This is a genomic window from Kitasatospora sp. NPDC048545 (genome assembly GCF_040651155.1).
Taxonomy (GTDB): domain Bacteria; phylum Actinomycetota; class Actinomycetes; order Streptomycetales; family Streptomycetaceae; genus Kitasatospora.
This window is the reverse complement of the sequence record NZ_JBEZIQ010000043.1, coordinates 26,976-48,543: the sequence shown is the minus strand read 5'-3', so window position 1 is coordinate 48,543 and position 21,568 is coordinate 26,976. Positions and strand designations below refer to the sequence as shown.

General features: G+C 74.6%; 22 protein-coding genes and 1 pseudogene. 12 read left to right on the top strand and 11 right to left on the bottom strand.

Annotation, left to right across the window (positions count from 1 at the left end):
* Positions 1-259 precede the first annotated feature (259 nt).
* From AB0D10_RS32490 to AB0D10_RS32480, 3 genes are all read left to right on the top strand, one after another.
* A complete protein-coding gene (locus AB0D10_RS32490; RefSeq protein ID WP_360262545.1) occupies positions 260-532 on the top strand; it encodes a hypothetical protein in 273 nt (90 codons plus the stop codon).
* A gap of 323 nt (positions 533-855) precedes the next feature.
* Positions 856-1,365: a sugar transferase gene (locus AB0D10_RS32485; protein WP_360262544.1), complete on the top strand. Its 510-nt coding sequence runs from the start codon at positions 856-858 to the stop codon at positions 1,363-1,365.
* 184 nt (positions 1,366-1,549) lie between these two features.
* Positions 1,550-2,038 carry an NUDIX domain-containing protein gene (locus AB0D10_RS32480; protein ID WP_360262543.1) on the top strand — a complete coding sequence of 163 codons (489 nt, stop codon included), beginning with the start codon at positions 1,550-1,552 and terminating at the stop codon, positions 2,036-2,038.
* 35 nt (positions 2,039-2,073) lie between these two features.
* On the opposite strand, the gene AB0D10_RS32475 is transcribed toward AB0D10_RS32480, so the two are convergent.
* Positions 2,074-2,613, bottom strand: a complete 540-nt coding sequence (locus AB0D10_RS32475; RefSeq protein ID WP_360262542.1) for a PTS fructose transporter subunit IIA — start codon at positions 2,611-2,613, stop codon at positions 2,074-2,076.
* Between the two features lie 386 nt (positions 2,614-2,999).
* On the opposite strand from AB0D10_RS32475, the gene AB0D10_RS32470 reads away from it, so the two are divergent.
* The 4 genes from AB0D10_RS32470 to AB0D10_RS32455 all read left to right on the top strand — a co-directional run bounded on the left by AB0D10_RS32470 (position 3,000) and on the right by AB0D10_RS32455 (position 6,263).
* Complete coding sequence (locus AB0D10_RS32470; RefSeq protein WP_360262582.1) at positions 3,000-3,188, top strand: DUF397 domain-containing protein; 189 nt, start codon at positions 3,000-3,002, stop codon at positions 3,186-3,188.
* Between the two features lie 769 nt (positions 3,189-3,957).
* The gene (locus AB0D10_RS32465; RefSeq protein ID WP_030058989.1) at positions 3,958-4,452 is read left to right on the top strand and encodes a hypothetical protein; all 495 of its coding nucleotides are present in this window, start codon (positions 3,958-3,960) and stop codon (positions 4,450-4,452) included.
* Positions 4,453-4,574: 122 nt separating this feature from the next.
* Positions 4,575-4,658, top strand: coding sequence for a putative leader peptide (locus AB0D10_RS32460; protein WP_350526312.1), 84 nt, complete (start codon positions 4,575-4,577; stop codon positions 4,656-4,658).
* 435 nt (positions 4,659-5,093) lie between these two features.
* A complete protein-coding gene (locus tag AB0D10_RS32455; RefSeq protein WP_360262541.1) occupies positions 5,094-6,263 on the top strand; it encodes an acyl-CoA dehydrogenase family protein in 1,170 nt (389 codons plus the stop codon).
* Between the two features lie 48 nt (positions 6,264-6,311).
* Here the strand turns inward: AB0D10_RS32455 and AB0D10_RS32450 are convergent, their stop codons facing one another.
* The gene (locus AB0D10_RS32450; RefSeq protein ID WP_360262540.1) at positions 6,312-7,526 is read right to left on the bottom strand and encodes a phosphotransferase; all 1,215 of its coding nucleotides are present in this window, start codon (positions 7,524-7,526) and stop codon (positions 6,312-6,314) included.
* Positions 7,527-8,076: 550 nt separating this feature from the next.
* On the opposite strand from AB0D10_RS32450, the gene AB0D10_RS32445 reads away from it, so the two are divergent.
* Positions 8,077-9,558, top strand: coding sequence for a hypothetical protein (locus AB0D10_RS32445; protein WP_360262539.1), 1,482 nt, complete (start codon positions 8,077-8,079; stop codon positions 9,556-9,558).
* Positions 9,559-9,675: 117 nt separating this feature from the next.
* Here the strand turns inward: AB0D10_RS32445 and AB0D10_RS32440 are convergent, their stop codons facing one another.
* The gene (locus AB0D10_RS32440; RefSeq protein ID WP_360262538.1) at positions 9,676-10,242 is read right to left on the bottom strand and encodes a PAS domain-containing protein; all 567 of its coding nucleotides are present in this window, start codon (positions 10,240-10,242) and stop codon (positions 9,676-9,678) included.
* 288 nt (positions 10,243-10,530) lie between these two features.
* Here AB0D10_RS32440 and AB0D10_RS32435 point away from each other — a divergent pair, with 288 nt between their 5' ends.
* Positions 10,531-12,042: a HEAT repeat domain-containing protein gene (locus tag AB0D10_RS32435; protein WP_360262537.1), complete on the top strand. Its 1,512-nt coding sequence runs from the start codon at positions 10,531-10,533 to the stop codon at positions 12,040-12,042.
* Between the two features lie 153 nt (positions 12,043-12,195).
* Here AB0D10_RS32435 and AB0D10_RS32430 read toward each other — a convergent pair whose 3' ends face one another.
* Together AB0D10_RS32430 and AB0D10_RS32425 are read right to left on the bottom strand one after the other, a co-directional pair.
* Positions 12,196-13,038, bottom strand: coding sequence for an undecaprenyl-diphosphate phosphatase (locus AB0D10_RS32430; RefSeq protein ID WP_360262581.1), 843 nt, complete (start codon positions 13,036-13,038; stop codon positions 12,196-12,198).
* Between the two features lie 237 nt (positions 13,039-13,275).
* Positions 13,276-13,971 (bottom strand): class I SAM-dependent methyltransferase, encoded by a 696-nt coding sequence (locus AB0D10_RS32425; RefSeq protein ID WP_360262536.1) that lies wholly within the window; start codon positions 13,969-13,971, stop codon positions 13,276-13,278.
* 144 nt (positions 13,972-14,115) lie between these two features.
* Between AB0D10_RS32425 and AB0D10_RS32420 the strand changes: the two genes are divergently transcribed.
* The gene (locus AB0D10_RS32420) at positions 14,116-14,742 is read left to right on the top strand and encodes a DUF4396 domain-containing protein (RefSeq protein WP_360262535.1); all 627 of its coding nucleotides are present in this window, start codon (positions 14,116-14,118) and stop codon (positions 14,740-14,742) included.
* 202 nt (positions 14,743-14,944) lie between these two features.
* Here the strand turns inward: AB0D10_RS32420 and AB0D10_RS32415 are convergent, their stop codons facing one another.
* The gene (locus AB0D10_RS32415; protein ID WP_360262534.1) at positions 14,945-15,478 is read right to left on the bottom strand and encodes a PadR family transcriptional regulator; all 534 of its coding nucleotides are present in this window, start codon (positions 15,476-15,478) and stop codon (positions 14,945-14,947) included.
* Between the two features lie 126 nt (positions 15,479-15,604).
* Here AB0D10_RS32415 and AB0D10_RS32410 point away from each other — a divergent pair, with 126 nt between their 5' ends.
* Together AB0D10_RS32410 and AB0D10_RS32405 are read left to right on the top strand one after the other, a co-directional pair.
* Positions 15,605-16,375 (top strand): alpha/beta fold hydrolase, encoded by a 771-nt coding sequence (locus tag AB0D10_RS32410; protein ID WP_360262533.1) that lies wholly within the window; start codon positions 15,605-15,607, stop codon positions 16,373-16,375.
* Between the two features lie 125 nt (positions 16,376-16,500).
* Positions 16,501-16,714: pseudogene (locus tag AB0D10_RS32405) on the top strand (aminoglycoside phosphotransferase family protein); the annotation flags it as partial.
* A 150-nt stretch (positions 16,715-16,864) separates the two neighbouring features.
* On the opposite strand, the gene AB0D10_RS32400 reads toward AB0D10_RS32405, so the two are convergent.
* From AB0D10_RS32400 to AB0D10_RS32380, 5 genes are all read right to left on the bottom strand, one after another.
* Entirely contained in the window at positions 16,865-17,728 is an 864-nt protein-coding gene (locus AB0D10_RS32400; protein WP_360262532.1) for a biotin-dependent carboxyltransferase family protein, read from the bottom strand.
* Between the two features lie 197 nt (positions 17,729-17,925).
* A complete protein-coding gene (gene pxpB / locus AB0D10_RS32395) occupies positions 17,926-18,576 on the bottom strand; it encodes a 5-oxoprolinase subunit PxpB (RefSeq protein ID WP_360262531.1) in 651 nt (216 codons plus the stop codon).
* A 92-nt stretch (positions 18,577-18,668) separates the two neighbouring features.
* Positions 18,669-19,445: a 5-oxoprolinase subunit PxpA gene (locus AB0D10_RS32390; protein ID WP_360262530.1), complete on the bottom strand. Its 777-nt coding sequence runs from the start codon at positions 19,443-19,445 to the stop codon at positions 18,669-18,671.
* A 150-nt stretch (positions 19,446-19,595) separates the two neighbouring features.
* Positions 19,596-20,120, bottom strand: a complete 525-nt coding sequence (locus AB0D10_RS32385; RefSeq protein ID WP_360262580.1) for a hypothetical protein — start codon at positions 20,118-20,120, stop codon at positions 19,596-19,598.
* A 298-nt stretch (positions 20,121-20,418) separates the two neighbouring features.
* Positions 20,419-21,471, bottom strand: coding sequence for an IPT/TIG domain-containing protein (locus tag AB0D10_RS32380; protein WP_360262529.1), 1,053 nt, complete (start codon positions 21,469-21,471; stop codon positions 20,419-20,421).
* Between the last annotated feature and the right edge of the window lie 97 nt (positions 21,472-21,568).

The following is a 21,568-nucleotide window of genomic DNA, read 5'->3' as shown; positions in this document are numbered from 1 at the left end:
TTGTACCGGGGGGACGAGGATTTTTCGTGGACTGATTGTGGAGTAGGAATGCGCATCCGCGGCCCCGGGCGGCCGTCGGACGGCGCCCCGGATCCGACCCTGCGGCCACTCCCGTCGCACCCCTTCGGCCGCCCCCGTCCCGTCGTCCTCGGGCCCTCGTCCGGCCCTCGGCCGGGGGTCGTCCGGTGGTTGCTCAGCGTGGTCGGGCCCGCACTCCCTGCGGGCTGCCTCCCGCCTCGCCCCGGGGTACCTTGGGCTCATGGCAGATGCGGACCGTGATCCCTTCCACCTGCACGGCGCCTCCCGGATGGCCCGTGCGTGCAGTGGCGGAGCCCTGGTCACCCACCAGCTCCCGCTGGCCGTGGCGGGCCTGGCCTGCCTGGTGGTGGGCATCGTCGTGGCGGTGATCGTCCCGGACAGTGACGGCCCGGCCTGGGCGATGGCGGTGGCCGGCTGCCTGGCGGCCGGTGTCCTCCTGCTCGGCCGGATCGCCTTCGGTCTCTTCCGCGATCGGCGGCGTGCCGCGCTCTAGGCGTCGACGGGCGGCGCTCCGTGCGTCGACGGCCCGGGTGGCGGGCGCAGACCGAACACGGGCCAAGCGCGCGCCAAACGCGGACCGGATCCGGGCGGGCCGCCCACTCTGATGTCGATCGCGTTCGGAATTTCGAAACGGCAGATCGAGCGAAATTGGTCAAGGCGACCGAATATCGTCCTGCCGGGCAATCTTTGGCCCCTTCTTTCATCATTCTTCGACGGCGGCTTCATCGTGCCTCTACTGTGAATACGTTCTTCCGGCTCGAATCGCCGTAGAGGGGGAGCGATGAGCGGCAGACCGGACCGCGCCGTGTCCGCCTCATGAAACGCGGTGGTGATCTCGCCGTCGCCGCCCTGGCCGCGGTCGTCGCGCTGCCGCTGGCCCTGTTGATCGCGGTCCTGGTGCGCTGCACCACCGATGGACCGGTGTTCCAGCGGCAGACCCGGACCGGGCGGCACGGCCGCGAGTTCCAGGTCCTGCGCTTCCGGGCCGACGGGGACGGTCGGCTCGGTACCCTGCTGCGCCGCACCGGCCTGCAGGAACTGCCGCGGCTGTGGAACGTCGTCCGGGGCGAGATGGGGGTGATCGGCCCCGTCCCGGCCCGGCCCGACCAGGTGGAGCACTACTCCTGCCGGGAACGCGTCCGGCTCGCCGTCCGCCCCGGACTGACCGGCTGGGCGCAGCTCCACGGCCGGGGCGCCGAGCTCGACCTCTGGTACGTCGAGCACCGCTCCGCCCGGCTCGACCTGCACATCCTCGGCCTCACCGTCCTGGCCCTGCTGCGTCCCTCCCCCGACCGGCTGCGCGCAGGCGGGGACCGGCGGGGCTGACCCGACCGGGCCGACCGCCGCTGGTCGCGCCGGCCACTGCCGAGTTGGCCACCGCCGATCCTGACGGCCCACCGCCGAGTTGGCCACCGCCGATCCTGACGGCCCACCGCCGAGCCGAGCCGACCCCGGCGGGCCCGGCCGCCGGAACCGACCCGGCCCGAACCACCCGGCTAGGCTGCGCCCCATGGCAATTCCCCCCTTCCTCGCCGACCTCCGTTCCCTCGTGGGCCACCGCCCGCTCTGGCTGAGCGCCGTCGTCGCCGTCGTGCTCGACGACCACGACCGGGTGTTGCTCGCCCGTCGCGCCGACGACGGCCGCTGGGCGCCTGTCGGCGGCATCCTCGACCCCGGGGAACAGCCCGCCGACGGTGTGGTGCGCGAGTGCGAGGAGGAGACGGGGGTGGTGGCGGTGCCCGAGCTGCTGGCCTCGGTCACCGTTTCGCCCGAGGTGACCTACCCGAACGGCGATGTGACGCAGTACCTGGTGCTGACCTTCCGCTGCCGCGCGGTCGGCGGTGAGGCGCGGGTGAACGACGACGAGTCGCTGGAGGTCGGCTGGTTCGCGCTGGACGCGCTGCCGCCGATGATCGAGTCCGAGCACGAGCGGCTGCGCCACGCGCTGGGGTGCGAGGGTCCGGCCGTCTTCAGCTGGGAGGGCAAGGAGCGCCCCTGAGCACGGCCCACCCCTGAGCACGGCCCCGGCTCCGGTCAGCCCTTGTGCTGCCGGTAGGCCTCCTCCGCGGCGTCCAGCACCGCCGCGAGGTCGCCGCCCGCGGTGGCGGTGGCGGCCGCGGCCACGGCGCCCTCGACGAACGGGGCGTCGGCGAACCGGACCGGGAACGGCAGGCCGTGCTCGTCGGCGTCGGACAGCAGGGTGCGGACGGTGGTGACGGCGCCGCCCAGGTCGGCGAGCACCACCACGCCGTGGCCCTGGTCCACCCGGCGGGTCGCGGCCGCCACCAGGACGGCGCTGATTCCGGGCCCGTCCGACGGGTCGCCGCCGGTCGCGGAGACCGGGGCGGGGGAGTCGGATCCGGTCAATGCGAGCGCGAGGTCGCGTACGGCGGTGGCCAGTTCCTGGCTGTGCGAGACCAGGACGACGCCGACCCGGCCGTGTGCGGGGGGCCGGGCGGGGGTCGGCCGGGGCAGCGGCGTGGCCGAGGGCGGCGTACGGGGTGCCGGGGGGTGGGCCGAGGGGGCGTCGGAGATGGGGATGACGTCGGCGCGGGTGCCGTCCCGGCGGCTCATCGGCTGCTCCCTTGGGCGGGTTCGGTGGGTGGGGCGGGCGGGGGTGCGGTCCGGCCCCGTGCGGGCCCGGGAGGGCTCCGTACGTCGCCGGGGGCGCTCTCCCGGGCCTGTCGGCCGGGCGGCGCCCTGGCAGCACTCTGGCAGCTGCCTGCCGCCCCTGCCGGTCGGGACACGCCTCGACCCTCGCGGCGAAGTCCGGACCTCCTCCGGCGGCGCTGTGCCCCGGTCGGGGAGGACTCGTCAACCCGCTGACCGGGGCGGGGCGGTGTGACTAGGCTGGTCCCGGAACGCCGTCGGGAGGAGATCGGTCAGTGGCAGTCAACAGCGGGACGGACACGGAGGTCGTCGGCGCACGGCGGGAGCCGACGCCGAGCGGGAAGCCCAAGGTGGACTTCACCGGTGCGGAGTGGCTGTGCAGCAGCCAGGGTGTCGGGGATGTCCAGATCGCGTTCGTGGACGGGTACATCGGGATGCGGGACGGCCGGCAGCAGGACGGGCCGGTCCTGGTCTTCACGCCGGCGGAGTGGCGGGCCTTCGTGCTCGGCGCCAGGGACGGCGAGTTCGACCTCACCTGAGCCGCGCGTTGAGGTGGCTCGAAGTCGCTTGGAGTCGCTTGGAGCCGCTCGCCCGAACCGTCGCGGAGCGGGGCCCGGACACCGACCGGGCCCCGCTCCGCAGGTGTTTTCCGGTCGGAACATCACAACTGATGATCTATTGAGCGTGCCCCGTCAGAATTTCTGTTGACTGTTAGACAAACGCAGCTCAGAGTATGAGCACAGGCAGACGCCGTGCCCACCGCCCCCACGCGGCCAGACACGGCGCCTGCTGTGCGGCCCGGCAGCACTGCCAGGCCATCCTCCCAGTCATCCCCTGCGCACCGGGGTGCGTCGGCCGGTCCCGGCCCACGAGGGGCCGGCAGTCGCCGGGAGGTTGGCGCCGGATCCGAGAGCGACTCGGACGACGGCACCGATGCTCGGGACCCGCACGCCCCCACGCGGCGGCGTCCCGAGCAGATCCACGGGAGCGACGGGCCGGGGCCCCGCGGATCTGGCTTGTGGTGTGGAACTGTTGGCTTGTGTGTTCGTGCTGTGTGCGATGACGAAGCTGGGTGCTCGGCAGTTCGGCACGACGAGTGCACAGTGAGGGATACGCGTGTAGGGCCGCGTTGCGACATGCCGTCCCCCCGGAGGGTGAAACCCAGAACGGCTGTCGTGCTGAACCGAACGTAGCCCGGACGGTTGCTCAGAGTCAACATTGGTCTCTGAGCGTCGATCTCCCGCCCGTCCCCCGTCGGTGCCCCACCCACCTCGCGAGCGTGGTGTGCCGGACACGTACGATGTTCCCATGTCTTTTCTCCGCCGTCGCTCCGGACAGCCCGCCGGCCCGGACTTCGACGTGCTCGCGATGGACCCGGGTGACTGGCCCGGCGACTTCGGTGCGGCCATGATGACCGGCCCGGACGGCTCCTGCCAGGGGATTTTCCTGCGCTACGACCTGTTCGGCGGCAGAGGCCCGGCGATGTTCATCGGCAACCTCCCCGAGGGCTCGCCCGCCCGGGAGACCGGCGACGACGTGCCCTTCGAGGTGCGGCAGCTGCTCGCGGCGCTGGAGAACGACGAGCCGGTCGAGTTCGTCTCGGCCGAGGACTTCCCGGTCATGCTCGGGGACGACCTGCTGATCGTGAAGAAGGTCAAGGTCAGCGAGGAACGCGTGTTCTGCGCCCAGTTCGGCCGCAGCGACGGCGTCCTGGTCACCATCGCCTCCTGGGACCGACCGATTTCGGACGACCTGTACCAGCTGCTGAAGCCGCTCCCGGCGGACATGTTCCAGCAGGGCTGATCCCCGGCTCCCCGGGCTCGCCACCGCCCCGCCGGGGCCGCTACCCGCGCGGGAGTCCGGCGCCCGCCCGGGGGCCGGACGGCGCTTGACGGTTTCGATCAACGGTTCGTACAGTCGCGAACATGCCGTGCCGTCTCCCGTTGCTGACCCGTCGCAGGCACCTGGACCTGCGGCGCACCGCCAGCGCGGCGTGTCCGGGCCGCTGAGGGGGATCCGTCCCCCGGCGGCGGGTGGTCGACCGGTGCCGGTCGACGCCGTGACCCGGGGGCGGGCCGTGAACCGACCTCCGGGGCCGCCAATCGGTACCGCGCGCCCGAACGGCGTGCCGCCCGCATCCGTCGAGCCCACGCTGCCGCCCGGAGGCACAGCACATGACGACCCGCGCCGCCGACCGTCCGTCCGCCGACCGTTCGCCCGAGGAAGCCTCCTCCGGCGGTCTCCCGCTCGACGACCGTTCCTCCAGCGCCCGGCCGAGCGTCGGCCGCCCGGCCGCCGGACGTTCCCGGCCGGCGCCGCCGGCACCGCCGTCGACTTCCGGCCGGACCGATTACGGCCAACCCGGGTCCGGCGGATCCACGTCCGGCCAATCCGCGTCCGGGCGACCGGCGTCCGGGCAGGACTCCGCGTCGGCGTCCGACCGCGTGGCGGTCGAGACCGCGCTGGCCGGGCTGCCCCGGGTGGTCGACCTGCTCGCCGCCCGGGCCGAGGAGCACGACCGCGACGCGACCTTCCCCTACCAGGGCATCGAAGCGGTCCACGAGGCCGGGCTGCTCACCCTCACCGTCTCTCGGACGTACGGCGGACCGGGCGGCACGCTCTCCGACACCGTCCGGCTGCTCTCCCGACTCGGGCGCGGGGACGCCTCCGTGGCCGTGGTCACCGCCTTCACCCTGCTCCGGCACGCCGAGCAGGCCCGCCGCGCCGACTGGCCGACTGCCGGCTACCGACGCCTGCTCACCGAGTCCCGGCGCGGCCCCGCGCTGGTCAACACGCTGCGGGCGGAGCCCGGACCCGGAACGGGCGGACTGCCGGAGACGGTCGCCCGGCGGGACGGCGACGGCTGGCTGCTGACCGGCCGGAAGACCTACTGCACCGGAGCCGAGGCGTTGGCCTGGATGGCGGTGACGGCGCGGACCGACGAGGAGGAGCCGAGGATCGGGACCTTCCTGGTCCGCGGCGAGAGCGAGGGCCTGGAGATCGACCCGACCTGGGACCAGCTCGGACTGCGGGCCAGCGCCAGCCACGACGTGGTGCTGGACCGGGTCCGGGTGCCGGCCGACCTCGCGCTCGGCCTGGGCACCCGCGAACCGAGGGGCGGCACCGAGAGCGGCGCCGGCAGCGTCCCCGCGGCCGAACTCTCGCGCGCCTGGCACGATCTGGCCCTCTCCGCGGTGGCGATCGGGGTCGCCCGGGCCGCCGAGTCCTGGCTGGTCCGCTTCCTCAACCAGCGCACCCCGGCCAACCTGACCGAACCGCTCGGCACCCTGCCCCGCTACCGGCGCGGCCTCGGCGAGATCGAGGCCCAGCTGATCGGCGCCGAGGAACTGGTCGCGGGCCTGGCGCCCCGGGTGGACCGGGGCGAGCCGGACGCCGTCGCCCGCACCGGCCCGGCCCACCTGCTGGCCACCCGGGCCGCGACGGCGGCGGTCCAGCAGGCCGTCGCCCTGACCGGCAACCCCGGCCTGAGCCGGCGCCACCCGCTGGAGCGCTACCTGCGGGACGTGCTCAGCAGCCGGGTGCACCTGGCGTCGGACGAGACCGTCCTGGAGGCCGCGGGCCGGGCGGCCCTGGAACGGGGCGCCCGACCCTGACCGGCCGGTCCAGCGGCGGTTCGGCAACGGCGGCGCGGGGAGGACGGTTCAGCGCGTCCCGACGGCGGCCCGGACGGCCCGGCGGGCGAGCGCGGCGTCGTCGTAGAGCCGGCGGATCATGATCCGCTGCTCCTCGCCGGCGCCCGGCACGTCGTACAGCCGGATCTCCCGCATCAGCACCAGCACCAGGTTCACCAGGAACGCGTCCCGGGCCATCGTGCCGCCGCTCTGGGCGAGTTGGCTGATCTGGCGGCGTGCCGCGCTGTCCCCGGAGAGCACGCTCCACAGCACCGCCAGGTCGTAGCCGGGCAGGTACCAGCCGGCCTGCTCCCAGTCGACCAGCACCGGGCCGGACGGTGCCAGCAGCATGTTGCTGAGCAGGGCGTCGCCGTGGCAGAGCTGCAGCGGGGTGTGGCCGAGGCCATGCAGCAGACCGCGCAGGTCGCCGGCGTCCCGGTCGGTGAGCTGGCCCACCGAGTGGTAGCGGGCGATCTCCAACTGGTAGTCCAGGCGCGGCTGGAACACGTCGGTCGGTGGCCGCCAGAGGTTCAGCGTCCGGACCGCGGTGAGCAGCGCCCGCACCTCGCCCGGGGTGGGCGCGTTGACCGGGTGGCGCTCCCGGGCGGCCGGCCGGCCGGGGACGCGCTCCATGACCAGCACGCAGCGGTCGTGGTCGGCCGCGACCAGTCGGGGCAGCCGCACCGGCGGGCGGTGCCGGACGAACGCCCGGTAGACCGCGACCTCGTGGTGGAAGTCGGCCACCAGCTGCTCGAAGTACTCACTCCGCACCGCTTGCGGCGCCAGGCACTTGGCGACCACCGGAGCCCGCCCGATGGTGCCCGCCACCAGGATGTGGCGGCTGCCCTCGCGCAGGACCTGGCGCGGGGTGAACGCGGGACATATCCGCGCGACGCTCGCCAGCGCGGCCCGGACCGACGGGGTCTGCAGCGCCGACGGATCGATCCGCTCCGGCCCGCCCGGCTGGCCGGGCCGGCGGGCGCGCAGCACCTGGCCGTCGGCCTGGCGGGCGAGCGGGATCCGGCCGCCGACCGGCGGGGCGGTCTCGGGGCCGCGCAGCCCCAGCGCGGTGCGGCCGGTCGGGACGACCCGGGTGTCGGTGGCCCGGCCCTCGACGCCTCGCGGAGCCACCGGACGGCTCGCCGGGGGCGCCTGCTTGGGGCCGGGCCGCCCGGCAGCTGCGGTGGGGGGGCGCAGCGCGGTGCGGGTCGCGGTCGGCGTGGGGGTCGTCGCTGAGGAGTACATGGGCTGAGGGTGGTCCCTTCCGGTCCGTCGGCGGGTGCGGCCCCGCGGGGGCGGGGAGGGCGGTGCCGTGTGCTTCCTGGCGTGACGGCGGCCCTGCGGGTGGTGCGGTGAGGCGTCGGGTGGTGCGGTACGGCGTCGGGCGGAGCGGTGCTGCGGGCGGTTCGTACGCCGTCGCGGTGCGGCGGGTGGTGCACGGGCGCCGGGCACGGACGCGGGGTCAGGTGACCCCGGTTAGGCGCTGCTCGGGCCGTCCGCACCCTGGGGAATGCGGTCGGCCGGACATGCCGTGGCCGTGCCCGGCGCTCCCGCGCCACCCGGCCGCGCCACCCCCTCGGGTGAGTACCGGGGGCGTCCCGTGACACCGTCAGGGGAGTGCCCCGACGCCGGTGGGACGCCGTCCGACCCGGGGGGCGAGGTGGCGCACCCCTACAACACACCCGTCGGGCACTGGCTTAGTAGTCTGGCGGGCCCTGGCGAACGGTGGCGAATGCTCGCCTGGCACTTGCCCGAGCCTCTAGCCTCGGAGGAGCCGAGGAACCTGGGGGCTTCATTGAGCAGGGAACCCAACACCCGACTCGCCGACCTGTTCGTCCTGACCGGATGGTCGAAGGGCGAACTCGCGCGGCTGGTCAACCGCCGGAGTGCCGCGATGGGACAGATGCAACTGTCCACCGACACGTCGAGGGTACGGCGTTGGATCGAGCAGGGGGAGATCCCGCGCGATCCGGTGCCGAGGGTGCTGGCGGCCGTGTTCACGGAGCGGCTCGGCCGTGTCGTCACCACTGAGGACCTCGGTCTGGAACGACACCGGCCCACCAGGTCCGGAGCGGAGCCGTCCGCAGCAGTGCCATGGTCGCCGGATCGAACAGCCGCGGTCCTCACCGAGTTCACGGGAATGGACCTCATGCTGAACCGACGTGGATTGGTGGGCGCCGGAGCCGCGCTCACGGCCGGGGCGGTCATCGCCGACTCGCTGAAGGGCTGGCTGGGCGGGGACGCCGTCGCGTACGCGGCCGCCGTCCCGGGGCCCCGACAGGTGGTCACCGGGGGCGGGGCACGCCCGGTGGTGGATGTGTACGACGCGGGCCCGGTCGGGCTCGACGAGGTGGAGTCGCTGGAGCGCTCGGTGCAGGTGTTCCGGGCCTGGGACGCGGCCCGCGGGGGCGGGCTGCAGCGCAAGGCGGTGGTCGGACAACTCAACGAGGTCGGAGGCCTGTTGACGCACCGGCACCCGGCCGCCGTGGAACAGCGGCTGTGGCTGGTCGCGGCCAACCTCGCGGTGTTGGCGGGCTGGATGTCGCACGACGTCGGCCTGGAGCCCACCGCCCAGCGGTACTTCATGATCGCGGCCGAGTCGGCCAAGGAGGCGGGCGACCGGCCGCGGGCCGGCGAAGCGATCTCCCGGGCCGCCCGGCAGATGGTCCACCTGGGCCGGGCCGACGACGCGATCGACCTGATGTCGGCGGCCAAGGCGGCCGGCGGTGAACCGGCGCCCAGAACGCGCGCCATGCTGAACACCGTCGAGGCCTGGGCGCACGCCTCGATCGGGCACTCCCAGGACACCTACCGGCTGCTCGGCGAGGCCGAGGACCTGTTCGCCGAGGACTCGCCGGAGCCGCCGCCGTCCTGGATGCAGGTGTTCGACGAGGCCGAACTGCGCGGCATGCAGGCCCTGGTGCTGCGCACGCTGTCCGAGCACGATCCGGGGGCGGCCCCCGAGGCCCGTCGGCACGCGGAGCGGGTGATCACCCTGCGGGAGGGCACCGGACAGCTGCGCTCGGCGCTGTTCGACCGGATCACCCTGGCCTCGGTGCACCTGATCACGGGCGAGCCGGACGCGGCGGAACTGCAGGCCAAGATGGTGATGAACCTGATCGGCCAGAACTCCTCGCACCGGACCTGGGACCGGCTGCGCGAGATGTACCGGCTGACCGCGGCGTACCGGGGTCTGCCGGTGGTGGACGAGCTGCGGGCCGAGTTGGGGCGGGAGCTGCGGGCGGCGGACGCCAAGAAGCGGCCGCGGCTGACGTGAGGGGCGGGGTCGGCGCGCGGGCTCCCGGGTGCGTGGGGGAGTCGCGGCCCGGTCCGGTGGTGTGGTCGTCCGGTCCCGCGGTGCCCGGTGTCCCGGCCGCGCGGGGTGGTGGCGGGCTCAGTCCGGCGGTGCGGGGCGGAGCAGCATCCGCAGGGCGGTGACGGTGCCGTCCGCGCCGAGGACGGGTTCGCCCGCGCACTCGACGCTGTGGTGCCGTCCGCCGGGCCGACGGATCCGCAGGGTGCCGGCGGCGACGCGGCCGTGCACCAGTGCGTCGGTCATCATGCGGCGCAGCAGTGGCCGGTCGGCCTCGGGGACGCGGTCGGGCAGCCGGTCGAGGCTGAGCGGGCCGTGGTCCGGGTCGCACCCGAGGAGGAGGTAGGTCTCCGCGTTCCAGCGGATGCCGTCGGTCAGCAGGTCCCATTCGGCGGAGCCGAGGACGACCTCGTCGCTGCCGCCGCCGAGGTAGGGGCCGGACGGCTCCCGCGCCGTGCCGTCCACTCTGCCGTCCGTTCCGCTGTCGGCGTCGCCGCCGGTGCCGTCGTGGCCCGTCCCGTCGCCGCCGTCGCGGCCCGGTCGGCCGTCCGCGCCCGGGGCGCTCGTGCCGCAGCCGTCCGCGCCCGTCGGGGCGCCGTCCACCGTGGCGGTGCCCGACGGGCGGGCGGCGCCTAAGGGCATGTTCATGGCGGGTCCATCGCTCGGATTCGGCCCGCTTTGGGCGGGTCGTACGGGTAGTGAGAAGACTGTCGCACAACGTCCTCATCCTCGTGGGTGATTTGGACAGAACGCAGGCAAAATTCCCCTGGCATATGCCACTGTGGCGGCCGACCTCGTCGCCCTGTGTGCGGCCGAGGGCCCGAGGCGGTAACCTTCGGTGATTCCGGCGCCCGGGCGCCCACCGCAGTACCGACCAGAGACCCCGGCGACGGAAATCCCGTTGCCACTACGACCGCCGCAACGGATGCTGACCTCATGTTCGAGCCAGTGATAGCACCCAGTGCCAGCCTCCTAGGCCTCCTGCAGCGAGGCCGTGGTGACGGGCAGCTCCATGCGCTGGCCGCCGACCGTGCCGAGGCCATCGCTGCGCTGGAGGAGTGCGTCACCAGGGATCCGCGAGCCGACTGGCAGGTCGAGAGCCGATCCCTCTACTACGCCCGCCTCTACATGGAACTGGAGGCCTCCCTCGACGGCATCGAGGACCACCTCCACTCCGCCGAGGACCTCGTCACCGACGACGAGAGTCGCACCGGCCTCGCCCTCTCCGTCCTCGGCCACCTCGCCGCCTACGGCCGGCGCGACGCGCTGCTGATGCTGCGCGAGTACGCCGCCACCGGTGCCAACTGGGCCTGGGCCCTCGACGAGCTCGCCCTGCGCGACGACGACCGGGGCCTGCTGCTGCTTGGCACCGCCGTGCTGGACCACTTCCCGCCGGGCCCCGAGGGCGACGCCGAGCTGCGCGAGTTCATCCGCAACGCGTACGAGCCCCGGCCATGGCGGCTGTGGGCGGCCTACCACCCGCGGGTGGCGGCGGCCGGTGAGCAGTCCCCGTTCGACCTGTGGCAGCGCCAGGTCAACCGCGGCGGGGTCACCCCCGGCTGGTCCACCGCCGACGTGCTGGTCTGGGCCGACCAGGGCGACCTCGGCGGCCTCGGCGCCGACGCCTTCCTCGGCCGTCCCGACGCCCGACCGGAGTCCCCGCGCGACGCCGACCCCGCAGGCGGCCCCGCCGCGGTGGACCGCCGCGCCGCCGCGGCCGCCCGCTGCCTGACCGCCGTCGTCCGGCCCGAGGACCGGCCGGTGCTGCTGGAGGCCGCCCGCAGCGGCCTGCCCGGCGCCCGCCGCGCGGCCCTGCGCTACCTGGTCGACCAACGGGACCCGGCCGCGGTCGAGCTGATCGAGGCCGCCGCCGCCGACGTGGACGACCGGATCGTGCGCGCCGCCCTGGAACTGCTCGGCCGGATGCGCGGTCCCGAGGTGCTGGCACAGGCCCGCCGCTGGGCCGACCCGGCCACCGGCGGCGCCGACAGCGCGCTCGGCGAGGCCGCCGTCCAACTGCTCGCCGACGCCGGTGAGCCGCAGGACGCGCCGCTGGTGGTGGCCGGGCTGCGCCGCTGGGTCTCCGTCCGGGGGGTCGGCGGTACCGGGCTCGGGTCGTTGGTGGACGGTGCGGGGCGGCTGGCCGCCGCCGACGCCGTACCGGTCCTGCGCCACGTCTACGGGGAGGCCGCCTCCTCCGAGCTGCGCGGACGCGCGGCCCGGGCGCTCGCGGCCACCGACGTGCACTTCCCCGAGGGGCCGGCCGTCGAGTGCCTCTGGGACTGCGAGGAGTCCACGCGTGAGCTCGCCGCGCGCCACGTCGCCACCACGGGCGACGCCCGCGTGCTGGAGCGGCTGCGCAGACTCGCCGCCGATCCGGCCGAGGAGGCCGAGGTCCATGCCGCCGTGCGCGGCCGTCTGACCGCCGCCCGGGAGTTCGGGCGTTAGGTCCTCACAGCCGAGTGGGCCGGGGCACCGATCGTGGTGTCCCGGCCCACTGCTCTTCGGATCCATCCCCTCGTCGGGAGCCGCTCCCGGGTTGCTCCGGGGCCGTTCCGGAGCCGCTCCCGGGCCGTTCCGAGGCCGTTCTGAAACGTGGTTCTACTTCACCGCGCCCGCGTCCGGGGTCAGCACGCCGCCGGCCACCAGCCCGATGATCAGGACGCCGAGTAGCACCCGGTAGACCACGAACGGCAGGAAGCTGTGGGTCGAGATGTACTTGAGGAACCAGGCGATCGCCGCGTAGCCCACCGCGAAGGCGATCAGGGTGGCCAGGATGGTCGGGCCCCAGGCGGGTGCCGGGCCCTCGCCGATCTTGAACAGCTCCAGCGCCCCCGAGGCGAGCACCGCCGGGATCGCCAGCAGGAACGAGTAGCGGGCCGCGGCCTCCCGGCTGTAGCCGAGCAGCAGGCCCGCGCTGATCGTGCCGCCGGAGCGGGAGACGCCCGGGATCAGCGCCAGCGCCTGGGCGAACCCGTAGACGCCCGCGTGTGGCAGCGTGAGGTCGGTGATCGGGCGGGCGTGGCGGACGGCGCGGGTGCGGTCGGCGAAGGCCAGGACCAGGCCGAAGACGATCAGCGTGGTGCCGATGATCCGCAGGTCGCGCAGGTGGGTCTCGATGGCGTCCTGGAACAGCTTTCCGAGGATGCCGATCGGCAGGGTGCCGATGATCACGAACCAGCCCATCCGGGCGTCCGGATCCGAGCGCAGCGCCGGGCGGACCAGTGACCGTGCCCAGGTCCTGACGATCGAGGCGATGTCCCGGCGGAAGTAGATCAGCACCGCCGTCTCGGTGCCGAGCTGGGTCACGGCCGTGAAGGCCGCGCCCGGGTCGTCCCAGCCCAGCAGCGCGGAGAAGACCCGCAGGTGGGCGCTGGAGGAGACCGGCAGGAACTCGGTGAGCCCCTGGATCAGGCCGAGGACGGCCCCGTGGAACCAGTTGATCACCGGGCACCCGCCGGGGGTATCCGTCGGGCAGTGGGCAGGGGCGGCATGGGCGGGTCCTCGCGGGTCGGAAGGGGCGTGCGGACGACCGCGCCCGCCCGGCCCGCAGGCCGCGCGCGGGCCCGGCGCGCGGCCGATGGTACGGGGTGAAAGTGACAGTTCTTTGTTCACTCTTTGTTCGGTCTTTGCGTACGGGGTCCGTTCCGGGCGTGCGCGGCCCCCTCCGGCCGCGTGCGACTACTCCGCGGGCCGCGCCCGGACCCAGGTGCGGTCCTCCGTCAGGTACCGCTCGACCGTCAGGCCGGCGTCGGCCAGGGCCTGCTCGAACTCCCCGGTGCCGAGCGGACGGGACAGGAAGGTCTGCGTCCAGGTGCCGTCCGGGAACTCGTACTCGCAGCGGACGGAGTTCACGCCATCGCCCACGGGCGTGGCGGAGACGAGCCGGGACCACGCGCCGGGGCCGATCGCGGTCTCGCGCGGGACGTTCAGGTGCCAGTCCTCGCCCTCGCGCTGCACCAGGACGCAGCCGCCCTCGGCGACGTGGCGTCGGCACGTCGCCAACAGTCTCTGACGCACCGTCACATCACCGGCGTGCACCAGGAAGGAGGCGAGCATGACGACGTCGAAGCGCTCGCCGAGGTCCAGGTCCTCGATCGGGCTGCGCACCGTGCGGACGCCCTCGCGGACCCGTGCCAGCATCTCGGCGGACTCGTCCACGGCCGTCACGGTGAAGCCGCGCTCGGTCAGCGGGTGCGTCATCCGGCCGACACCGCAGCCCAGTTCGAGGATGTTCGCGCCGGGCGGCACCGCCGCCTCGATCACCTCCGGGGCGTTGCCCGCGGGCAGGCGGCTCCACACTTCGACGGCGCAGCCGTCCGGAGTGATCGCGCCCTCGCCGGTCCCGTCGTAGCCCTTGCGTCGCTCGTCCGTCATGTTCCTCATCCGAACACGGGCGCGCGGATGTGAGAAGAGGGCGTCGCAAAGGGCTTGCTAGATACCCTAGGGGGGTATAGCTTCGATCATCGACGGAGCGAGGAGAGCGGCGCCGAACGGGCGTCCGGGCACGCGGAGGACGACATGGCACACCCCGCACAGCACGAACACCACGGGCAGCAGGAGCACCAGGGTCACGGGCACGAGCGGCACGAGGCGCACGAGGCGCACGAGAATCATGGGCCCCACGGGCCCGAGCACCACGCGAGCCACGGACAAGACCACCAGGGTCACGGCGGGCACGGCCACCACCACGCCGACGCCGGCGGCGCAACGAGCTGGCGGACGGCCGCGCAGGCAACCCTGCACTGCCTCACCGGCTGCGCCATCGGCGAGGTCCTCGGCATGGTGCTCGGCACCGCCTTCGGCCTGCACAACGGCGCGACCGTGGTGATCTCGATCGTCCTGGCGTTCGTCTTCGGCTACGCGCTGACCATGCGCGGCGTGCTGAAGGCCGGTCTGGACGCCGGCGCGGCGGTGAAGGTCGCGCTGGCCGCCGACACCGTGTCGATCCTGGTGATGGAGCTGATCGACAACACCGTGATGGTCACCGTCCCCGGGGCGATGGACGCCGGCCTCGGTGACCTGCTGTTCTGGGTGGCGCTGGCGGGCTCGCTGGCCCTCGCGTTCGCGCTGACCGTCCCGGTCAACAAGTGGATGATCGGCCGGGGGCGCGGCCACGCCGTGGTCCACGCCCACCACCGGCACTGACCGGTACCGTCGCCGATCGTGCTCCGAGGCTCCCGAGGCGCCGAAGGTCCCTGGGGCGCCCAAGATTCCCGGGGTTCCCGAGACTTCCGGCCGCGGCCCGCACCGACCCGTTCGACGGTCGGCGCGGGCCGCGGTGCCTTCCGGCCCGCCGGCCGTCACCCGCTGCCGCCTGTGGTCGACCGCTGCCGCCGGCTGCCGCCCGCTACCGCTCGGTGCCGTCCAGCTCGGCCAATGTCGCGTGCAGCCAGGCCAGTTCGGCCTCGGTGGTGGCGCGGGCGATCAGCAGCTGGCCGCGTCGGAACGGGTCGGGGAACTCCTCGGCGCCCATCGGGCGGTCGCCGTCGTAGTAGAAGCTCGCCGGTTCGGAGAGGAAGGCCAGCCGGCGGCGGAGCACCGCTGCCTGGGCGGCTGGGTCCTGGAGGTGGCGCAGGAAGGCGAGCAGGGTGAACCAGCGGTTCTCGTCGCTGATGTCCAGCGGCTCGGGCTCGCGCAACCGGCCGAGGAGTGCGGCATGGCCGGCCTCGGTGAGGTGCAGGGTGTGCCGGGGGGCGGCGGCGCTGCCGGGCTCGGTCTCGCGGGCCAGCAGTCCGGCGGCCTCCAAGCGCTTGATCGCGGGGTAGAGCGTGCCGTCGCTGATCGGCTGGACGTGCCCGGAGAGCGCCGAGAGGTGACGGCGCAGCTCGTAGCCGTGCAGGGGCCGGTCGTAAAGGAAGCCGAGGATCGCGAGCTTGAGCATGGGGGTCACCCTCTCATGTCGGTCCCTCGTTCCGTAGGTATATCGAAGGCGAGATACCTCGGAGTCGAGGTATGGTCTCGATGGTCCGGGACCTCCCGGCGTTCCCCTGGAAGAGGAGCCCTCGCGATGCGTCACGCCCCCGTCACCCCGCACGGCGACCTGATCCGCTGGATCGAACTGCCCGGTGCCGAGCCCGCCCGGCTCTACCTGCACGGCCTGGGTGCCACCTCGCCGGTCTACTTCGCGGCGGCCGCGGCCCATCCGCTGCTCGCCGGGCGCCGCTCGCTGCTGATGGACCTGCTCGGGTTCGGCATCAGCGACCGCCCGGCGGACTTCGGGTACACGCTGGAGGAGCACGCCGACGCGGTCGCCGCCGCGGTGCGGGCGGCCGGACCGGACCGGGTCGAGGTGGTCGGCCACAGCATGGGCGGCGCGATCGCGATCGTCCTCGCCCACCGGCACCCCGCGCTGGTCTCGCGCCTCCTCATGGTGGACGCCAACCTGGACCCGATCGCGCCCGACCGTCAGCGGCTCGGCAGCAGCGGCATCGCGGGATACACCGAGGCGGAGTTCCTGGCCGGCGGCCGGGAGGAGGTAGCCGAGCGGGTCGGGCAGTTCTGGTGGTCGACCATGCGGCTGGCCGGTCCGGAGGCGCTCCACCGCAGCGCCCGCCACCTCGCCCGGGCGACGGCGCCGACCATGCGCGAGCTGCTGCTCGACCTCGACCTCCCACGCACCTTCCTCCACCCGGCGGCGGACGGCGGGCCGGCGGATGCGGACGGGCTCCGCGCGGCGGGCGTCCGGGTGGTCGCCGTCCCGGACTGCGGGCACAACATCATGCTCGACAACCCGGACGGATTCGCCGGTGCGGCGGCGGAAGCGCTCGGCGTGGGCTGAGTGCCCGCACTCGCCCCGGGTCCGGAGGTGGACCCTGGGTCCGAAGGGGGCGCCTGGGTGTGGGGGCGGGCCCTGAGTCCGAAGAGGCGCGCCCGGGGCCCGCAGAGTGGCCTTGGGCCGGCGGGGGCGACCGGCTGCTCCACGGGGACCTGCACGACGGCAACGTCCTCGCCCCGCTCCCGGAGAGCGGCCGCGCGCCTGGCTGGCCCTCGACCCCGAACCGCTTGCCGGGCACCCCGGGTTCGAGCTGCTCCCGGCACTGCCCGACCGCTGGGATGACCTGGTCGCCGAGGGGGCCTCACCCGGGCGCTGCGGCGGCGCTTCGACCGGCCGACCGAGGAACCGGAGCCTGACCGCGAGGTCGCTGCGGCCTGGGCCCTCGCCCGGGTGCCGCAGAACGCGGCCTGGGCGGCCGAGGACGTCCGGACGGAACCGGACCCGGCCCAACGGGCCGTCGCCGAGCTGCTGTCCGGTCGTTGAAGCGGGCCGTCAGCGCTCCCGCAACGGCACGAACCGCACCGGCGTCCCCGGCCGGGCCTGCGCGGCGGCTGCGAGGTCGGCGGCCGGGACGACGCCGATCACCGGGTAGCCGCCGGTGGTCGGGTGGTCGGCCAGGAAGACCACCGGCTGCCCGTCCGGCGGGATCTGCACCGCGCCCAGCACCATGCCCTCGCTGGGGAGTTCGCCGTGCCGGGCCCGGGTGACGGCCGGTCCCTCGGTGCGCAGCCCGACCCGGTTGCTCGTCGAGGACACCCGGTATCCGTCGCGGCCCAGTCGGGCCACCGCGTCGGCCGTGAACCAGTCCGCGCGCGGGCCTAGCCGCAGCCGCAGCACCAGTTCGGCCGGGGGAGCGGGCAGCGGCACCAGGTCGGGCCGGGCCGGGAACGGTGTCGGAGTGCCGACCGGCAGCCGGTCGGCGGCGGTCAGCGGGGCCGGCCCCAGGCCGGAGAGCAGGTCCGCCGAGCGGCTGCCGAGCACCGGGGCGACGGCGATCCCGCCCGCCACCGCCAGGTAGCCGCGCACCCCGTCGGTCGCCGCACCCACCTCGACCACCGCTCCGTCCGGCAGCACGACCGGCGCGCCCCACGCCGCCGCCCGTCCGTCCACCCGGACGGGCGCGGGGGCGCCGGTGACTGCGACCACGACCGTCCCCACGGCCCGCAGGGCGACCCCGCCGAGCGTGGTCTCCAGCCCGGCGGCCCCCGGTTCGTTGCCCACCAGCCGGTTCGCCGCCCGCAGGGCCGGTTCGTCCAACGCCCCGGCCCGCGGCACCCCGAGGTGGGCGACGCCGTGCCGCCCGAGGTCCTGGACCGTGGTCAGCGGTCCGGGCCGCACCACCACCAGCTCGCTCATCGCCGCCTCCTCACACCCGGCCGACCAACCGCACGCACGCCCGACGGCCCGGTCGACGGCTTCGGCCGCGGGGCCGGTCGCCGGCTCCACCCGCGTCGGCCGGGTCCACGCGGTCGTCCGCACGGCTGCCCTCGTGGTCGCCCCCGGGGTCCCGCCGCGCACCGCCCCGAGGGACGGTACCGGCTCCTCCGCGCAGCTCACGCCCGTACTGCCGAGAACCGGACCCGGACACCCGGGGCCAGCAGGGCCGGGGGCTCCCGCCCGGTGTCCCAGAGCGGCAGTGCCGTACGGCCGATGAGCTGCCAGCCGCCGGGGGAGGGGTGCGGGTACACGCCGGTGTACGGGCCGGCCAGGGCGACCGAGCCGACCGGGACGGAGCTGCGCGGGGTGGCCCGGCGCGGCACCTCGTACCGTGCGGGGAGGCCGGTGAGGTAGCCGAAGCCGGGGGCGAAGCCGCAGAAGGCGACCACGTACTCGGGCCCGGTGTGGATCCGGACGGCCGCTTCCTCCGACACCTCCCACAGCGCGGCGACCTCGGCCAGGTCGGCGCCGTCGTACACGGTCGGGACCTCCAGCAGCGACCCGCGGTCCGCCTCGACGGCCGTGGGGCGGGCGGTGCGCAGCAGCCGCGCCACCGCCTCGACGTCCGCGACGCCGTCCAGCAGCACCGTGCGGGCGGCTGGCACCAGTTCCGCGACCTCGCCGAGCGCGCCCGCGTCCCGCCGCTCCCGCAGCCATCCGTACAGCGCCGTGACCTCGGCCGTCCCGGGCAGCTCGACCAGCAGCGCCCGCTCGCCGACCCGCCGGACTGCGCCGACCGCCTGCTCCGTGCCGCCCCGTTGTTCCACGCCCGCAGGTCGTTCGGCTCCGCCGGGACGCCCGCCGCCGCCCGCAGCCCCGCCGCCCGCAGCCCCGCCGCCGGCAGCCCCGTCGTCGCCCGTCACGTGAACGCCTCCACCCGGACCCCGGCCGAGGCCAGGGCGCCGCGCACCCGCCAGGCGAGCTGGGCGGCGCCGGGGGTGTCCCCGTGGACGCAGAGCGAGCGGGCCTCGACGCTGATCCGTTCCCCGCCGAGGGACTCCAGCGCGCGGTCCCGGGCGATGTCGACGGCGCGGGTGATCACGGCCTCGGGGTCGTGCACCACCGCGCCGGGTTCGCGGCGGGGGACGAGGGTGCCGGCGCGGGTGTACGCCCGGTCGGCGAAGGCCTCGGTGACCACCGGCAGCCCGACGCCCTCGGCGACCTCCAGCAGCCGGGAGCCGGGCAGTCCGAGGACGGGCAGTGGCCCGTCGCAGACCGCGCCCGCCCGCAGCACGCCGGCCACCACGGCCTCGGCCTGCTCCGAGTCGGCGACCACCCGGTTGTAGAGGGCGCCGTGCGGTTTGACGTAGGAGACCTTCGAGCCGGCGGCGCGGGCGAAGACCTGGAGTGCGCCGATCTGGTACGCGATCTCGTCCGAGAGTTCCTCCGGAGGGACGTCCATCGCACGGCGGCCGAAGCCGGCCAGGTCGCGGTAGGAGACCTGGGCGCCGATCCGGACGCCCCGCTCGGCGGCCAGCGCGCAGACCCGGCGCATCGTCGACGGGTCCCCGGCGTGGAAGCCGCAGGCGACGTTGGCGCTGGTCACCACGGACAGCAGTGCCTCGTCGTCGGTCAGCGTCCAGCGTCCGAACCCCTCGCCGAGGTCCGCATTGAGATCGATCACCGCATCGGCCACGCCCGTCCGCCTCCCAGCAGCTGTTGAGCCAGATGGTAGGGCCTGCGGATGAAGGCCGTTGTCCGTGACCCGGGCCCGGAGGCCTGCGGCGTGTGACCCGGCCTGCGCGCCCCGCGTGGCGCCGCTCCGGGGTGTGCTGCCCGGCTCGACTCAGCGCGCGGGTACCGGTTCCCGGAAGGAACGTTCCAGCGGACGCAGGGCCCGCAGCACGATCAGCAGCGGGATGACGCCGAAGACCCCGAACGACATGTCGATGAGTCGCCAGACCACCGGGATCCCGCGCAACGGTCCGCAGATCAGGGCCAGCGGGATGACCGCCCCGCAGGCGAGCGCGGCCCAGCGGATCACCCAGACGTTGCGGACCGGGTCCTTGAGCGGACCCCAGAAGGCGGCCCCGATCACCAGGTGGGCGAAGGCCAGCCAGTCGGTGCCGTAGGCCAGGAAGGGGTAGCTCCGGTTGGTCTCGGTGATGCCGGTGTGGACCCGTTCGAACCAGGCCGTCACGGCGGGGAAGTGGTCGGTCAGCGGGGCGGCGGGGCCGGTGGTGAAGTCGACCAGCAGGCGGGTCTCGGTCTCCAGCGGGAAGGCGGTCAGGCCGCTGAGCACCAGACAGACCAGGAAGAACCACAGCCGGCGCCGGACCTTGCGAAGGATGACCGCGGGATCGCCGTCCATGGTGTGCACCTCGTCCACTCGAACACCTCCGTGCCGGGCACGCCGGGCGCACCCGGCGTGCCGAACCTGCAGGCGGAGCCTTGTCCCGTCTGCGCGGGACCGACTCTAGACCTCCCTTTTGAACATGTTCAACTACCCCTGGGTCGGGCGGCTCCGGCGCCGCCCGCGAACGCGGCGCCACGCAGGAACACGACGCCGTGCAGGGCCGCGACGCTGCCCCGGGAACACGGCGCCGCCCGGACGTCCGGAAACGCGTCGGTGCCCGGGCGCCGAAGCACCCGGGCACCGAGAGCGGTCGCTACGCCGTGTAGGTGTACGTCACCGGCGCGCTGGTCCCGCCCGCCGTGGTGACCGTGACGCCGACCGGCCCGGTCCGGGAGCCCGCCGGAGCGGTGGCCGTGCAGAAGGACGGGCCGCAGGAGACGTGCGTGGCCGGCACCCCGCCGAACGCGACCGTCCCGTACGTCAGGTTGCTGCCGATCACGTTGACCCTGGTGCCCCCGGCGACCGCGCCGGCGGCCGGGCTCAGGCTGCTGACCGCCGGGGCGGGCGGGGCCGGGGGAGCGGCGCCGGTGTAGTCGAAGGCGGTCGACGCGACGGCGGTGCCGCCGGGCGTCACCACACTGACCGGCGCGCTGCCCGAGCCGCCCGGCGTGGTCACCGTGCAGGCGGTGTCGGTGCAGCTGCCGGGCGCCGGGACGCCGCCGACCAGCACCATGCCGTGGGAGAGGTCGGTACCGCTGACGGTCACCGCGGTGCCGCCGGTGCCCGGGCCTGTGGTGGTGTCGACGCCGGTGACGGCCGGGGCGGCCTGGACGGTCGCCGGCAGGTAGCCGTGGGTGCCCAGGTCGTACCTGGAGACGTGGCCGGTCGGGTCGGTGTCGTTCGGGTTGGCAGCCGTCACCGTGATCACGCCGGTGATCGGCACCCCGGGCGTGGTGCGCAGGTTGAGCTTCATGAACTCGCTCTTCCCGACCACGCGGGTGCCGGTGAGCACGGCCTCCAGGTGGCGGCCGTCGGGCGAGAGCGTCTCGGTGAAGGTGTAGTCGTACGGCGTGGAGTAGAACATCGCGCCGTCGGTGGTGACGCCCGGGGGCAGGTCGACGGTGAAGTGGGTCGGGCCGGTCAGGTCCGAGGTGCCGGCGGACACCCAGCTCGCCGACATGTTGCCGGAGGTGAAGAAGCCACCGGGGTAGTTCCCGCTCTGCGACACGGTCACGTGCTGCGCGGAGGTCGATGCCGTGGCGGCCGGCGCGGCCGCGGCGGTGCCGGTGGTGAGGAGGGCACCGGTGGTGAGGGTGGTCACGGACAGCGCGGCGGCGAGGCCCGCTTTGGCCAGTCGGGTGATCATGCGTCGATCATCACCGAACCATTGCGCCGCCCTCACGGCTTTCTCGAATGTCGGTTCGAGAATGGCGGAATATCGGTGGAACACCGTTCCGAAAATC

Coding starts and splice junctions, on each gene's coding strand:
- AB0D10_RS32490 (WP_360262545.1), top strand. CDS start 260: ATGGCAGATGCGGACCGTGATCCCTTCCACCTGCACGGCGCCTCCCGG.
- AB0D10_RS32485 (WP_360262544.1), top strand. CDS start 856: ATGAAACGCGGTGGTGATCTCGCCGTCGCCGCCCTGGCCGCGGTCGTC.
- AB0D10_RS32480 (WP_360262543.1), top strand. CDS start 1,550: ATGGCAATTCCCCCCTTCCTCGCCGACCTCCGTTCCCTCGTGGGCCAC.
- AB0D10_RS32475 (WP_360262542.1), bottom strand. CDS start 2,613: ATGAGCCGCCGGGACGGCACCCGCGCCGACGTCATCCCCATCTCCGAC.
- AB0D10_RS32465 (WP_030058989.1), top strand. CDS start 3,958: ATGTCTTTTCTCCGCCGTCGCTCCGGACAGCCCGCCGGCCCGGACTTC.
- AB0D10_RS32460 (WP_350526312.1), top strand. CDS start 4,575: ATGCCGTGCCGTCTCCCGTTGCTGACCCGTCGCAGGCACCTGGACCTG.
- AB0D10_RS32450 (WP_360262540.1), bottom strand. CDS start 7,526: ATGTACTCCTCAGCGACGACCCCCACGCCGACCGCGACCCGCACCGCG.
- AB0D10_RS32440 (WP_360262538.1), bottom strand. CDS start 10,242: ATGAACATGCCCTTAGGCGCCGCCCGCCCGTCGGGCACCGCCACGGTG.
- AB0D10_RS32435 (WP_360262537.1), top strand. CDS start 10,531: ATGTTCGAGCCAGTGATAGCACCCAGTGCCAGCCTCCTAGGCCTCCTG.
- AB0D10_RS32425 (WP_360262536.1), bottom strand. CDS start 13,971: ATGACGGACGAGCGACGCAAGGGCTACGACGGGACCGGCGAGGGCGCG.
- AB0D10_RS32420 (WP_360262535.1), top strand. CDS start 14,116: ATGGCACACCCCGCACAGCACGAACACCACGGGCAGCAGGAGCACCAG.
- AB0D10_RS32415 (WP_360262534.1), bottom strand. CDS start 15,478: ATGCTCAAGCTCGCGATCCTCGGCTTCCTTTACGACCGGCCCCTGCAC.
- AB0D10_RS32410 (WP_360262533.1), top strand. CDS start 15,605: ATGCGTCACGCCCCCGTCACCCCGCACGGCGACCTGATCCGCTGGATC.
- AB0D10_RS32400 (WP_360262532.1), bottom strand. CDS start 17,728: ATGAGCGAGCTGGTGGTGGTGCGGCCCGGACCGCTGACCACGGTCCAG.
- AB0D10_RS32385 (WP_360262580.1), bottom strand. CDS start 20,120: ATGGACGGCGATCCCGCGGTCATCCTTCGCAAGGTCCGGCGCCGGCTG.
- AB0D10_RS32380 (WP_360262529.1), bottom strand. CDS start 21,471: ATGATCACCCGACTGGCCAAAGCGGGCCTCGCCGCCGCGCTGTCCGTG.